The following is a 13,232-nucleotide window of genomic DNA, read 5'->3' as shown; positions in this document are numbered from 1 at the left end:
GCTTGCCCGCGAAGAGGCCCTTAAGATCACCCCAAAATCAACAGGCATAAAAAAGCCCCGACTCTCACGAGCCGGGGCTTTCGGTTGAAGCGCTACAACGACTTAGCCGCTGAACACGTCATCCACGCTTTTCAGCGGGTAGTTCTTCGGATACGGCAGGGTCGCCACACCAGTCTCGATCGCGGCCTTGGCCACGGCGTCGGAGATAACGGTGATCAGGCGCTTGTCCATTGGTTTCGGAATGATGTACTCACGACCGAATTCCAGGGAGATACCGCCGTAGGCGTCGCAGACTTCCTGAGGCACCGGCAGCTTGGCCAGTTCGCGCAGGGCGTTGGCGGCAGCGATCTTCATTTCTTCGTTGATGCGCTTGGCGCGAACGTCCAGGGCACCACGGAAGATGAACGGGAAGCCCAGTACGTTGTTGACCTGGTTCGGGTAGTCCGAACGGCCGGTGGCCATGATCACGTCGTTACGGGTGGCGTGAGCCAGTTCCGGGGAGATTTCCGGATCCGGGTTGGAGCAGGCGAAGACGATCGGGTTGGCCGCCATGCGCTTGAGTTGCTCGGCGCTCAGCAGGTTCGGGCCCGACAGGCCTACGAATACGTCAGCGCCTTCGATGGCGTCGTCCAGGGTGCGTTTCTCGGTAGGGTGAGCGAACACAGCCTTGTACTGGTTCAGGTCGTCACGGCCAGCGTGGATCACGCCAGTACGGTCAACCATGAAGATGTTCTCGACCTTGGCGCCCATACTCACCAGCAATTTCATGCAGGAGATGGCGGCTGCGCCAGCGCCCAGGCAGACGATCTTGGCGTCGGCCAGGGTTTTGCCAGCGATTTCCAGGGCGTTGATCATGCCCGCAGCGGTCACGATCGCGGTGCCGTGCTGGTCATCGTGGAATACCGGAATGTCGCACTGCTCGATCAGAGCGCGTTCGATCTCAAAGCACTCAGGCGCCTTGATGTCTTCCAGGTTGATGCCACCGAAGGTGATGGAAATGCGTTTTACGGTGTCGATGAAGGCTTGCGGGCTTTCGGAGTCGACTTCGATGTCGAAGACGTCGATGCCGGCGAAGCGCTTGAACAGCACGCCTTTACCTTCCATGACTGGCTTGGAAGCCAGTGGGCCGAGGTTACCCAGGCCCAGAATCGCGGTGCCATCGGAAATGACTGCAACCAGGTTGCCCTTGCCGGTGTACTTGTAGGCCAGTTCAGGATCGCGGGCGATCTCGCGCACTGGTTCAGCTACGCCGGGGCTGTAGGCCAGCGACAGGTCGCGGGCGGTAGCAGTGGCCTTGGTGAGCTCGACACTCAGCTTTCCTGGACGAGGATTGGCATGATATTCGAGAGCGGCAGTTTTCAGATCAGACATTTGGGCATTCCGCTTTTTACTGTTGGACAGACTGGTCAGCGAGGATACGCGCCTCGCAAAGTCCCCACAAGACTGCCCGGTCACCCCTGTCAAGCACCCTGCCCTACGACTTTGGGCCAAGAGCCACGGCGCACAAGGGCTAGACTGTTCACAATCGACAGAAAAAATGTCTACAACTTTTTATTCAGCGGGACGACTGAAGCATCGAAGTATCGGTCAGCGGCAACAGCCAGCGCGCCTGACCTGATTTCAGTCCACCGCGCCGGGAGCGGTCGACCACCCAGCCACGGGCCTCGATCTGCTTGCCCTTCAACGCCTGCAGAGACGTGGCGTCGAAGCGATCCAGTAGATTGGGTGCAACGCGCAGTACAACCTTGTCCTGCAACTCGATCCAGATTCCGCCGCGATTGCGTTGAACCTTGCTCACACGACCGCTGACCACGGCAAAACCAGAGCGCTCGATCTGCTCCGCTTTCAGTACAGGAGAGCGCTTCCACAGGCCCAGCCCGGCCTGTCGCGCGAGGCGTTCAGCGGCTTGCTGGCAATCGACAAGATCGACATTCGGCGCCACCGCGACCTGGAAACCGAGGCCATCGGCGAGCATCTGCGCTTCGAGGTTCTCACCCTTGGCGCTGAAAACATGGGCCAGCGTTCGCCCGTAACGGTCCTTGAACTCGACGCCGAGTCGCAGGCCTACCCGCCCGTCGCTCTCGGCGACCAAGGCTTCGAGGCGCTTGCGCGCCGCTACCGCAAACGGCTCGTCGCTGCGGCCCTGCTTGCCGAGCTCGGGCGTATTGAGGCCGATCATCCGCACATTGCGACCGTCGCTCAGGCGCAGGGTGTCGCCGTCGACCACCCGCTGCACCGTGGCGCTGTCCAGCCCGGCCGGCGCCGGGCAGAAGGCCTGGGCGGCGGAGAGCCAAATCGCGGACACAAAAAAGGCGCCCGCAAGGGACGCCTTTTTCATCAGACCGGAAAAGCCGCTGAGGTTTTCCAGAATGAAGGGCCTTAGGCCTTTTTCGCGCCGAAAGCACCGAAACGGTCGGCGAACTTCTGAACGCGACCACCGGTGTCCAGAGTCTTCTGCTTACCGGTGTAGAACGGGTGGCACTCGTTGCAAACGTCGATCGCCAGGGCTTTGCCGAAGGTCGAACGGGTTTCGAACTTGTTGCCGCAGCTGCAAGTTACTGCAACTTCTGGGTAATTCGGGTGGATATCGGCTTTCATGGTGTTTTCCTCAGCTGGCGTGCCGCCATCCAACACGATTGTTGAATACCGCACGTAATTAGGCCGCGGATTCTACCAGACAATCCCGATCACGCAAGCTGTCGCTGAGACCGACCGTCTGCTAGGCTCCCGGCCCAAACCTCATCCCCGCTGCTTGTTAGCTTCTTATCGAGATCCCGCGTGCCCGACGCCATTCTGCGCCTCGCCCTGCCTTCGCCCCTGCGCCGCCTGTTCGACTATCGGGCCCCGGCCGGCGTGCTGCGTTCGCAGTTGCAACCGGGCATGCGCCTGCGGGTGCCGTTCGGCCGGCGGGAGATGATCGGGATTCTGGTGGAAGTCACTGACACCAGCGAAGTGCCGGTGGAAAAGCTCAAACCGGCGCTGGCCCTGCTCGACGCCACCGCACCACTGCCGCCGGCGCTGTTCAAGCTGTGCCTGTGGACGGCGCAGTATTATCAGCACAGCCTCGGCGACACGCTGAGCTGGGCGTTGCCAGTGCTGCTGCGTCAGGGCGAATTGGCCGAGGCTCGTCAGGAGCGATTCTGGTCGGCGGCTCCCGGCGCCAGCCTCGATGACCCGCGCATCGCCCGCGCCCCGCGCCAGCGTGAAGCCCTGGCGACGCTGGCCCAACATCCCCACGGCGTCGCCCATCAGTTGCTGAGCAAACTGATGCTGAGCAAGGACAGCCTCGATCTGCTGCTGGCCAAGGATCTGGTGCAGGTCGAAGTGCGCCGCCACGCCCCCGGCGCGCGCCATGAACACTGGCTGGCCCAGCCGGAGCTGCCGCTCAACAGCGAACAGCGCGCCGCGTATGAGGCAATTCGCGCCGGGTTCGACAGTTATCACGCGTTCCTGCTGGCCGGGGTCACCGGCAGCGGCAAGACCGAAGTCTATTTGCAGCTGATCCGCGAAACCCTCGAGGCCGGCAAACAGGCGCTGGTGCTGATCCCGGAGATCAACCTCGGCCCGCAGACCCTCGCCCGCTTCGAACAACGCTTCAATGCGCGCATCGCCCTGCTGCACTCGGCGGTCAACGACCGTGATCGTCTGGACGCCTGGCTCGCCGCCCGTGACGGCGAGGCCGACATTATTATCGGCACCCGTTCGGCGCTGTTCACCCCGATGAAAAATCCGGGGCTGATCATCATCGACGAAGAACACGACGGCTCCTATAAACAGCAGGAAGGCCTGCGCTACCACGCGCGGGATCTGGCGCTGGTGCGCGCGCGGCAGGAAAACATCCCGATCGTGCTCGGCTCCGCGACCCCATCCCTGGAAAGCCTGCACAACGCCTACACCGGCCGTTACGGACTCCTACGCCTGAATGAACGTGCCGGCGGCGCCAAACAGCCACGTTTCCTGCGCCTGGATGTGAAAAGCCGTCCACTGGACAGCGGCATTTCCGGGCCGATGCAGCAAGCCATCGGCCAGACCCTCGCCGCCGGCCAGCAGGTATTGGTGTTCCTCAACCGTCGGGGTTTTGCCCCGACTCTGCTGTGCCACGATTGCGGCTGGATGTCCGAGTGCCAGCGCTGCGATGCGCGGATGACCGTGCACCAGCGCTACGGCGAATTGCGCTGCCACCACTGCGGTTACGTCGAGCGCGTACCCCGCCAATGCCCGAAGTGCAACAAGGTCGATCTGCGCCCCGTGGGCGCCGGTACCGAGCGGGCCGAGGAACGGCTGGCGATTCTGTTCCCGGACTATCCGGTGCTGCGCGTCGACCGTGACAGCACGTCGCGCAAGGACGCGATGAACCAGCTGTTCGCGACGATCCAGAAAGGCCAGCCTTGCATTCTGGTCGGCACGCAGATGTTGGCCAAGGGTCACCACTTCCCTCGGGTCACTCTGGTGTCGATCCTCGATGCCGACGGCGGGCTGTTCTCCGGCGACTTCCGCGCCAGCGAGCGCATGGCGCAGTTGATCGTGCAGGTTGCCGGCCGGGCCGGGCGGGCGGAAGAACCGGGCAAGGTGATCATCCAGACGCATCTGGCCGACCATCCTTTATTGGTGCAACTGACCGAGCAGGGTTACTTCGCCTTCGCCGAGCAGGCCCTGAGCGAACGCCGCGCCGCCGGACTGCCGCCGTTCGCCCACCTCGCCCTGCTGCGCGCCGAAGCGCACAAGCCGGGGCAGGCCGAAGGCTTTCTTGATGAGGCGTGCAGCGAGGCCGAGCGCTTGCTGGCCGAACAGAATCTGAGCGGCATTGAACTGCTGGGACCGGTGCCGGCACCGATGGAACGTCGGGCTGGCCGCTTCCGCGCGCAGCTGCTGTTGCAGGCCACGGCCCGGGCGCCGCTGCACCGATTGCTGGCGAGCTGGCTGCTGGTGCTGGAACAGATGCCGAGCGGCCGGGCGGTGCGCTGGTCGCTGGATGTCGATCCCGTCGACTTGTATTGATCTGACGCTCGCCTTCGCGAGCAAGCTCGCTCCCACAGGGAAATGTATTCCAGGGTGGGAGCGAGCCTGCTCGCGAAAGCAGTCTATTTGTCACCACACATCCACATCCTGCCTGCTAAGGTTGGCAAGCCCGTCTTCGCAACGGATAATGCCCAGTTTTTCCACCCGCGCATCGATGCGCCGCCGCGCTTGCGGTCGAAAGAGAAGACCATGAAAGACACCATTCGCCAGCTGATCCAACAAGCCCTCACCCAACTCGTCAACGAAGGTGTGTTGCCTGAAGGCCTGACGCCGGCGATCCAGGTGGAAAACGCCCGGGACAAGACCCACGGCGACTTCGCCAGCAACATCGCGATGATGCTGGCCAAGCCTGCGGGCATGAAACCGCGCGATCTGGCGGAAAAAATCATCGCCGCCCTGCCGGCTGACGAGAACGTCACCAAGGCCGAAATCGCCGGCCCAGGCTTCATCAACTTCTTCCAGAACACTCAGGCGCTGGCCTCGCGCCTCGACGCCGCACTGGCCGACGCTCACGTTGGCGTGCGCAAGGCCGGCCCGGCGCAACGCACCGTGGTCGACCTGTCGGCACCGAACCTGGCCAAAGAGATGCACGTCGGCCATTTGCGCTCGACCATCATCGGCGACGGCGTGGCGCGGGTACTCGAATTCCTCGGCGACACCGTCATCCGTCAGAACCACGTCGGCGACTGGGGCACCCAGTTCGGCATGCTGATGGCGTACCTGCAGGAAAACCCGATCACCAGCGACGAGCTGTCGGACCTGGAAAACTTCTACCGCGCCGCCAAGCAACGCTTCGACGAATCTCCGGAATTCGCCGACCGCGCCCGTGGCCTGGTGGTCAAGTTGCAGGCCGGCGACGCTGAATGCCTGGCGCTGTGGACCAAGTTCAAGGACATCTCGCTGTCGCACTGCCAGAAGATCTACGAACTGCTCAACGTCAAACTGACCATGGCCGACGTGATGGGCGAAAGCGCCTACAACGACGACCTGATCAACGTGGTCAACGACCTGAAAGCCGCCGGCATGCTGGTCGAAAGCAACGGCGCCCAGTGCGTGTTCCTCGACGAATTCAAGAACGCCGAAGGCGAGCCGCTGCCGGTGATCATCGTCAAGGCTGACGGCGGCTACCTGTACGCCACCACCGACCTGGCGGCCGTGCGTTATCGCAGCGGCAAGCTGAAGGCCGACCGTGCGCTGTACTTCGTCGACCAGCGTCAGGCCCTGCACTTCCAGCAAGTGTTCGCCGTCGCGCGCAAGGCCGGCTTCGTGACCCATCCGATGGAAATGGAGCACATGGGCTTCGGCACCATGAACGGCGCCGACGGCCGTCCGTTCAAGACCCGTGATGGCGGCACCGTAAAGCTGATCGACCTGCTGACCGAAGCGCAGGAACGTGCCTACAGCCTGGTGAAGGAAAAGAACCCGACACTGGCCGAAGACGAACTGCGCGCGATCGCCAAAGTGGTCGGCATCGGCGCGGTGAAGTACGCCGACCTGTCGAAGCACCGCACCAGCGACTACAGCTTCAACTTCGACCAGATGCTCAACCTCGAAGGCAACACCGCGCCATACCTGCTGTACGCCTACACCCGCGTGGCCGGCGTGTTCCGCAAACTGGACAAGGATTACAGCGAAGTCGACGGCCAGATCGTCCTCGAAGCGCCGCAGGAACACGACCTGGCAGCCAAACTGGCGCAGTTCGGCGAAGTGCTGAACAACGTTGCGGAAAAAGGCACGCCACACACCCTGTGCACCTACCTGTACGAGGTCGCCGGCTTGTTCTCCAGCTTCTACGAGAACTGCCCGATCCTCGCCGCAGAGACCCCGGCACAAATGCAAAGCCGTCTGCGCCTTGCCGCGCTGACCGGCCGTACCCTCAAGCAAGGCCTGGAACTGCTCGGCCTGGAAACCCTGGAGCGCATGTAAGTTGGCTGCCAAGAAAAAACCTGCACCCAAGCGTGGCGCCAGCCGTTACCAAGCTCCAGCGAAGCAGCCGATTCCGGGCTGGCTGTGGATGGCCATCGGCCTGACGGTCGGCGCGTTCATCGTGTTCCTGATGAAACTGGAGCCGGGCAAGGGCAGCGACACGGTCAAGCGCGAGAAGATCGAGCAACAGCAACAACAGAAAGCCACCAAGATCGCCGAGGCCAACAAGACCCCGCCGAGCCCGACGCAACCGGTGAAGCCGAAGTACGACTTCTACACCCTGCTGCCGGAATCGGAAGTCATCGTGCCGCCTGATGCCGTGCCGGAGAAAACCCTGCCGACGCCACAGGTGCCGGCGATCCCGACCACGCCGGTGACCCCGGCCGAAGCGGCGAAGATCGACACCGCACGCGCACAGGCTGCACTGGCCGGGATCACCCCGCCGCCAGCGCCGCCGGTGACCAAGGCTGCACCGGTGACCAAGTTCTTCCTGCAGGCCGGTTCGTTCCGCAAAGAGACGGATGCCGACAAGGTCCGCGCGCAGATCATTCTGCTCGGCCAGGCGGTCGCGGTTGAGTCAGGGACGGTCAAGGATGAAACCTGGTACCGCGTACTGGTCGGCCCGTTCAGCAACCGCGAACAACTGACCACCGCCCAGAAACAACTGGCGGGCGCCGGCTTCAGCAACCTGTTGTTACAACAACGCCAGAGCCGCTGATACCTCCCCACCGATCGTTCCCACGCTCTGCGTGGGAATGCAGCCCGGGACGCTCCGCGTCCCTTGCCGCAGGGACGCGGAGCGTCCATTGAGGCATTCCCACGCGGAGCGTGGGAACGATCATGTACAAAGCACCGCTCGTCCCCTCTCCCGCCCCGCAGTTGAAATCCTCTCCACCACCCCCATATGAATGGGCATAAGGCATTTTCGCCCCGCAGTGTGGAGACTCTTCCCTTGACCACCATCGTTTCAGTCCGCCGCCACGGCAAAGTCGTCATGGGCGGCGACGGCCAGGTTTCTCTCGGCAACACCGTGATGAAAGGCAACGCGAAGAAAGTTCGTCGCCTGTACCACGGCGAAGTCATCGCCGGTTTCGCCGGTGCCACCGCCGACGCCTTCACCCTGTTCGAACGTTTCGAAGGCCAGCTTGAAAAGCACCAGGGCCACCTGGTTCGCGCCGCCGTCGAACTCGCCAAAGAATGGCGCACCGACCGTTCCCTGAGCCGCCTCGAAGCGATGCTCGCGGTCGCCAACAAGGACGCATCCCTGATCATCACCGGCAACGGTGACGTGGTCGAACCCGAAGACGGCCTGATCGCCATGGGTTCCGGTGGCGCCTATGCGCAAGCCGCCGCCAGCGCCCTGCTGAAGAAGACCGACCTGTCGGCCCGCGAAATCGTCGAGACCGCTCTCGGCATCGCCGGCGACATCTGTGTATTCACCAACCACACCCAGACCATTGAGGAGCAGGATCTCGCTGAATAAGCCTGACGCGGCCCCTGTGCCACGGCTTGTTTCTGCTTGAGGACCGTCAATTATTATGTCCATGACTCCCCGCGAAATCGTCCATGAACTCAACCGCCACATCATCGGCCAGGACGATGCCAAGCGCGCCGTCGCGATTGCCCTGCGCAACCGCTGGCGCCGTATGCAGCTGCCTGAAGAGCTGCGCGTTGAAGTGACCCCGAAGAACATCCTGATGATCGGCCCGACCGGTGTCGGTAAAACCGAGATCGCCCGTCGCCTGGCCAAACTGGCCAACGCGCCGTTCATCAAGGTCGAAGCGACCAAGTTCACCGAAGTCGGCTACGTCGGCCGTGACGTCGAATCGATCATCCGTGATCTGGCCGACGCCGCGATCAAGATGCTGCGCGAGCAGGAAATGACCCGTGTTCGCCACCGTGCCGAAGACGCCGCCGAGGACCGAATCCTCGACGCCCTGCTACCACCGGCACGCATGGGCTTCAGCAACGAAGAAGCGCCGACCCAGGATTCCAACACTCGCCAACTGTTCCGCAAGCGCCTGCGCGAAGGTCAGCTGGACGACAAGGAAATCGAGATCGAGGTCGCCGAAATGGCCGGCATCGAAATCGCCACGCCTCCGGGCATGGAAGAAATGACCAACCAGTTGCAGAACCTGTTCGCCAACATGGGCAAGGGCAAGAAGAAGGCCCGCAAGCTCAAGGTCAAGGAAGCGCTGAAGCTGGTACGCGACGAAGAAGCCGGTCGCCTGGTCAACGAAGAAGAGTTGAAGGCCAAGGCCCTGGAAGCCGTCGAGCAGCACGGCATCGTGTTCATCGACGAGATCGACAAGGTCGCCAAGCGCGGCAATGTCGGCGGCGCCGATGTGTCCCGCGAAGGCGTGCAACGTGACCTGCTGCCGCTGATCGAAGGCTGCACCGTCAACACCAAGCTGGGCATGGTCAAGACCGACCACATCCTGTTCATCGCCTCTGGTGCGTTCCACCTGAGCAAGCCGAGCGATCTGGTGCCGGAGCTGCAAGGTCGTCTGCCGATCCGCGTCGAACTCAAGGCCCTGAGCCCGCAGGACTTCGAACGCATCCTCAGCGAACCGCACGCCTCGCTCACCGAGCAATACTGCGCGCTGCTGAAAACCGAAGGCCTGAACATCCAGTTCCAGCCGGAAGGCATCAAGCGTCTGGCGGAAATCGCCTGGCAGGTCAACGAGAAGACCGAGAACATCGGTGCCCGTCGCCTGCACACGCTGCTCGAGCGTCTGCTGGAAGAGGTGTCGTTCAGTGCCGGCGATCTGGCCAGCGCCCACGATGACAAGGCGATCCAGATCGACGCCGAATACGTCAACAGCCACCTGGGCGAATTGGCGCAGAACGAAGACCTGTCCCGTTATATCCTGTAAGCCATACTTACAGTGGTCGTGAAACTGTGGGAGCCATCGGCTCCCACAATTTTTTTCACCTGACGGAACGCCGGCAATGACCCAACTCCCCACCGACATCAAACTGCACAAAGCCTCGAAAACCCTGTCGCTCAAATACGCGTCCGGCGAGGAATACACCCTGCCCGCCGAATTCCTGCGCGTGCATTCCCCCTCCGCCGAGGTCCAGGGCCACGGCAAACCGATCCTGCAATTCGGCAAGCTGCACGTCGGCCTGACCAAGGTAGAACCGGCCGGTCAGTACGCACTGAAACTGACCTTCGATGACGGTCACGACAGCGGACTGTTCACCTGGGATTATCTGTACGAACTGGGGCGACGTCATGACGCACTCTGGGCGGATTATCTGGCCGAGCTCAAAGCCGCCGGCAAAACCCGCGACCCGGACCAGTCCGTCGTCAAGCTGATGCTCTAGTCCGCGCCTCGGACTGTTTAGAGGGCATTTTCTAGATTCATCTGTTTGAATGCTCCGCTAAAGCGGCCCGGGATCGGCTGCTTGCGAAAAAAATCAATCTCGGGTAACCAATGGAACTGGCAAGTTCCCTGCAGTGCTCTACGACTGTAAAGCAGCTATGCAGAATCAACGGTCACCCGAGCAGTAGTACCTGGCATTGGCTGTGGAACTGCACAGCAGAAAACCGGGTACTCGTCTCAGGACAATGGAGCGTCGTAGATGAGTAACAAGAATAACGATGATTTGAAGTACCAGGCCTCGGAGAACACCCTGGGGCTGAATCCTGTCGTTGGGCTTCGCGGAAAGGATCTGCTGGCCTCTGCTCGAATGGTGCTGACCCAGGCCATCAAACAACCGATCCATAGTGTCAAACACGTCACCCAGTTCGGCCTCGAACTGAAGAACGTGCTGTTCGGCAAATCCGACCTGCAACCGGCGGGCGATGACCGTCGCTTCGTCGATCCGGCGTGGAGTCAGAACCCGCTGTACAAACGTTATCTGCAGACCTATCTGGCGTGGCGCAAGGAACTCCATGCCTGGATCGACGACAGCAGTCTCTCGCCCAAGGACATCGCGCGCGGCCACTTCGTGATCAACCTGATGACCGAGGCCATGGCGCCGACCAACACGGCGGCCAACCCGGCGGCGGTCAAACGCTTCTTCGAGACCGGTGGCAAGAGCCTGCTCGACGGCCTCTCGCACCTGGCCAAGGATCTGGTACACAACGGCGGCATGCCGAGCCAGGTCAACATGGGCGCGTTCGAGGTCGGCAAGAGCCTGGGCGTGACCGAAGGCGCGGTGGTGTTTCGCAACGACGTGCTGGAGCTGATCCAGTACAAGCCGATCACTGAGCAAGTGCACGAGCGCCCGCTGCTCGTCGTGCCGCCGCAGATCAACAAGTTCTATGTATTCGACCTCAGCCCGGACAAGAGCCTGGCGCGCTTCTGCCTGCGCAACAATGTGCAGACCTTCATCGTCAGCTGGCGCAACCCGACCAAGGAACAGCGCGAGTGGGGCCTCTCGACCTACATCGAAGCCCTGAAGGAAGCGGTCGACGTGGTCACCGCGATCACCGGCAGCAAAGACGTCAACATGCTCGGCGCCTGCTCCGGCGGCATCACCTGCACCGCCCTGCTCGGCCACTACGCGGCGATCGGCGAGAACAAGGTGAACGCCCTGACCCTGCTGGTCAGCGTGCTCGATACAACGCTGGACAGCGACGTCGCGCTCTTCGTCGACGAGCAGACCCTGGAGACCGCCAAGCGCCATTCGTATCAGGCCGGCGTGCTCGAAGGCAAAGACATGGCCAAGGTCTTCGCCTGGATGCGCCCCAACGATCTGATCTGGAACTACTGGGTCAACAACTACCTGCTCGGCAACGAGCCGCCGGTGTTCGACATCCTGTTCTGGAACAACGATACGACTCGACTGCCGGCCGCGTTCCACGGCGACCTGATCGAGATGTTCAAAAACAACCCACTGATTCGCCCCAATGCACTGGAAGTGTGCGGCACGCCGATCGACCTCAAGCAGGTGACCGCCGACATCTTCTCGCTGGCCGGCACCAACGACCACATCACCCCGTGGAAGTCCTGCTACAAGTCGGCGCAGCTGTTTGGCGGCAAGGTGGAATTCGTGCTGTCCAGCAGCGGGCATATCCAGAGCATTCTGAACCCGCCGGGCAACCCGAAATCGCGCTACATGACCAGCGACGAAATGACCGCCAATGCCGATGACTGGCAGGAAAACTCGACCAAGCACGCCGACTCCTGGTGGCTGTACTGGCAGGCGTGGCAGGCTGCGCGGTCGGGCGAATTGAAGAAAGCGCCAACGAAACTCGGCAACAAGGCATTCCCGGCAGGTGAAGCCTCACCAGGCACTTACGTACACGAGCGGTAACTGACGCACCTCATTCCCCCTGTGGGAGCGGGCTTGCTCGCGAAAGCGGTTGATCAGCCAACATCAATGGCGACTGACACGACGCCTTCGCGAGCAAGCCCGCTCCCACAAGGGGTACGAGGTGATATTGAGATCGACCCACAGGGCCTTGAAGCATGCCGCACCCGTTCATCTTTCGAACTGTCGAGCTGGATGGCCAGACCATCCGCACGGCGGTCCGCCCCGGCAAGCCTCACTTGACGCCCTTGCTGATATTCAACGGCATCGGCGCCAACCTGGAGCTGGTGTTTCCTTTTGTCGCGGCGCTGGATCCGGACCTGGAGGTGATCGCCTTCGACGTGCCCGGTGTCGGTGGCTCCTCGACGCCGAGCCGACCGTATCGCTTTCCCGGGCTGGCGAAGCTCACCGCGCGGATGCTCGATTACCTCGACTACGGACAGGTCAACGTGATCGGCGTGTCCTGGGGTGGCGCACTGGCGCAACAGTTCGCCTACGACTATCCCGAGCGCTGCAAGAAGCTGGTGCTGGCGGCGACCGCTGCCGGTGCGGTGATGGTGCCGGGCAAGCCGAAAGTGCTGTGGATGATGGCCAGCCCACGGCGCTACATCCAGCCGTCCCATGTGATCCGCATCGCCCCGATGATCTACGGCGGCTCGTTCCGCCGCGACCCGACACTCGCCGCCAGCCACGCGGCCAAGGTGCGCTCGGCAGGCAAGCTCGGCTACTACTGGCAACTGTTCGCGGGCCTTGGCTGGACCAGCATTCACTGGCTGCACAAGATCCATCAGCCGACGCTGGTGCTGGCCGGTGATGACGATCCGCTGATCCCGCTGATCAACATGCGCATGCTCGCCTGGCGAATCCCCAACGCGCAGCTGCACATCATCGACGACGGGCATCTGTTCCTGATTACCCGGGCCGAGGCGGTGGCGCCAATCATCATGAAATTCCTCCAGGAGGAACGTCAGCGTGCGGTGATGCATCCGCACCCGACACCGCTGGGCGGATAACCGTCCCGG

At 62.3% G+C, this 13,232-nt stretch carries 11 protein-coding genes; 8 read left to right on the top strand and 3 right to left on the bottom strand.

Annotated features, from left to right (window positions below; translation table 11 throughout):
• Positions 1-102: 102 nt before the first annotated feature.
• The 3 genes from CAF90_RS21490 to rpmE form a co-directional block, all read right to left on the bottom strand.
• Positions 103-1,371: a malic enzyme-like NAD(P)-binding protein gene (locus tag CAF90_RS21490; RefSeq protein WP_085608411.1), complete on the bottom strand. Its 1,269-nt coding sequence runs from the start codon at positions 1,369-1,371 to the stop codon at positions 103-105.
• A gap of 184 nt (positions 1,372-1,555) precedes the next feature.
• The gene (locus tag CAF90_RS21485) at positions 1,556-2,338 is read right to left on the bottom strand and encodes a thermonuclease family protein (protein ID WP_085608410.1); all 783 of its coding nucleotides are present in this window, start codon (positions 2,336-2,338) and stop codon (positions 1,556-1,558) included.
• Between the two features lie 41 nt (positions 2,339-2,379).
• Positions 2,380-2,598: a 50S ribosomal protein L31 gene (gene rpmE / locus CAF90_RS21480; RefSeq protein WP_007952398.1), complete on the bottom strand. Its 219-nt coding sequence runs from the start codon at positions 2,596-2,598 to the stop codon at positions 2,380-2,382.
• A 180-nt stretch (positions 2,599-2,778) separates the two neighbouring features.
• Here rpmE and CAF90_RS21475 point away from each other — a divergent pair, with 180 nt between their 5' ends.
• From CAF90_RS21475 to phaZ, 8 genes are all read left to right on the top strand, one after another.
• The gene (locus CAF90_RS21475; RefSeq protein ID WP_085608409.1) at positions 2,779-4,998 is read left to right on the top strand and encodes a primosomal protein N'; all 2,220 of its coding nucleotides are present in this window, start codon (positions 2,779-2,781) and stop codon (positions 4,996-4,998) included.
• A 210-nt stretch (positions 4,999-5,208) separates the two neighbouring features.
• On the top strand, positions 5,209-6,945 hold the full coding sequence (argS, locus tag CAF90_RS21470) for an arginine--tRNA ligase (protein ID WP_007952402.1): 1,737 nt from the start codon (positions 5,209-5,211) through the stop codon (positions 6,943-6,945).
• 1 nt (position 6,946) lies between these two features.
• On the top strand, positions 6,947-7,663 hold the full coding sequence (locus CAF90_RS21465) for an SPOR domain-containing protein (RefSeq protein WP_011332070.1): 717 nt from the start codon (positions 6,947-6,949) through the stop codon (positions 7,661-7,663).
• A 234-nt stretch (positions 7,664-7,897) separates the two neighbouring features.
• Entirely contained in the window at positions 7,898-8,428 is a 531-nt protein-coding gene (gene hslV / locus CAF90_RS21455; protein ID WP_003196958.1) for an ATP-dependent protease subunit HslV, read from the top strand.
• A gap of 55 nt (positions 8,429-8,483) precedes the next feature.
• The gene (gene hslU / locus CAF90_RS21450; protein WP_007952406.1) at positions 8,484-9,821 is read left to right on the top strand and encodes an ATP-dependent protease ATPase subunit HslU; all 1,338 of its coding nucleotides are present in this window, start codon (positions 8,484-8,486) and stop codon (positions 9,819-9,821) included.
• A 76-nt stretch (positions 9,822-9,897) separates the two neighbouring features.
• Complete coding sequence (locus CAF90_RS21445; protein WP_011332068.1) at positions 9,898-10,275, top strand: gamma-butyrobetaine hydroxylase-like domain-containing protein; 378 nt, start codon at positions 9,898-9,900, stop codon at positions 10,273-10,275.
• Positions 10,276-10,533: 258 nt separating this feature from the next.
• Positions 10,534-12,213, top strand: a complete 1,680-nt coding sequence (gene phaC / locus CAF90_RS21440) for a class II poly(R)-hydroxyalkanoic acid synthase (protein WP_085608407.1) — start codon at positions 10,534-10,536, stop codon at positions 12,211-12,213.
• Positions 12,214-12,368: 155 nt separating this feature from the next.
• Positions 12,369-13,223, top strand: a complete 855-nt coding sequence (phaZ, locus tag CAF90_RS21435; RefSeq protein WP_007952412.1) for a poly(3-hydroxyalkanoate) depolymerase — start codon at positions 12,369-12,371, stop codon at positions 13,221-13,223.
• Positions 13,224-13,232 lie beyond the last annotated feature (9 nt).

The organism is Pseudomonas sp. B37(2017) (genome assembly GCF_002112885.1).
GTDB classification, from domain to species: Bacteria; Pseudomonadota; Gammaproteobacteria; order Pseudomonadales; family Pseudomonadaceae; genus Aquipseudomonas; species Aquipseudomonas paraglycinae.
The sequence above is the reverse complement of the archived record's forward strand: the minus strand, read 5'-3'. Positions and strand labels throughout refer to the sequence as shown.

What these genes read in the sequence shown, in the direction of transcription:
- CAF90_RS21490 (WP_085608411.1), bottom strand. Translation starts at nt 1,371, where the DNA reads ATGTCTGATCTGAAAACTGCCGCTCTCGAATATCATGCCAATCCTCGT.
- CAF90_RS21485 (WP_085608410.1), bottom strand. Translation starts at nt 2,338, where the DNA reads ATGAAAAAGGCGTCCCTTGCGGGCGCCTTTTTTGTGTCCGCGATTTGG.
- rpmE (WP_007952398.1), bottom strand. Translation starts at nt 2,598, where the DNA reads ATGAAAGCCGATATCCACCCGAATTACCCAGAAGTTGCAGTAACTTGC.
- argS (WP_007952402.1), top strand. Translation starts at nt 5,209, where the DNA reads ATGAAAGACACCATTCGCCAGCTGATCCAACAAGCCCTCACCCAACTC.
- hslU (WP_007952406.1), top strand. Translation starts at nt 8,484, where the DNA reads ATGTCCATGACTCCCCGCGAAATCGTCCATGAACTCAACCGCCACATC.
- CAF90_RS21445 (WP_011332068.1), top strand. Translation starts at nt 9,898, where the DNA reads ATGACCCAACTCCCCACCGACATCAAACTGCACAAAGCCTCGAAAACC.
- phaC (WP_085608407.1), top strand. Translation starts at nt 10,534, where the DNA reads ATGAGTAACAAGAATAACGATGATTTGAAGTACCAGGCCTCGGAGAAC.
- phaZ (WP_007952412.1), top strand. Translation starts at nt 12,369, where the DNA reads ATGCCGCACCCGTTCATCTTTCGAACTGTCGAGCTGGATGGCCAGACC.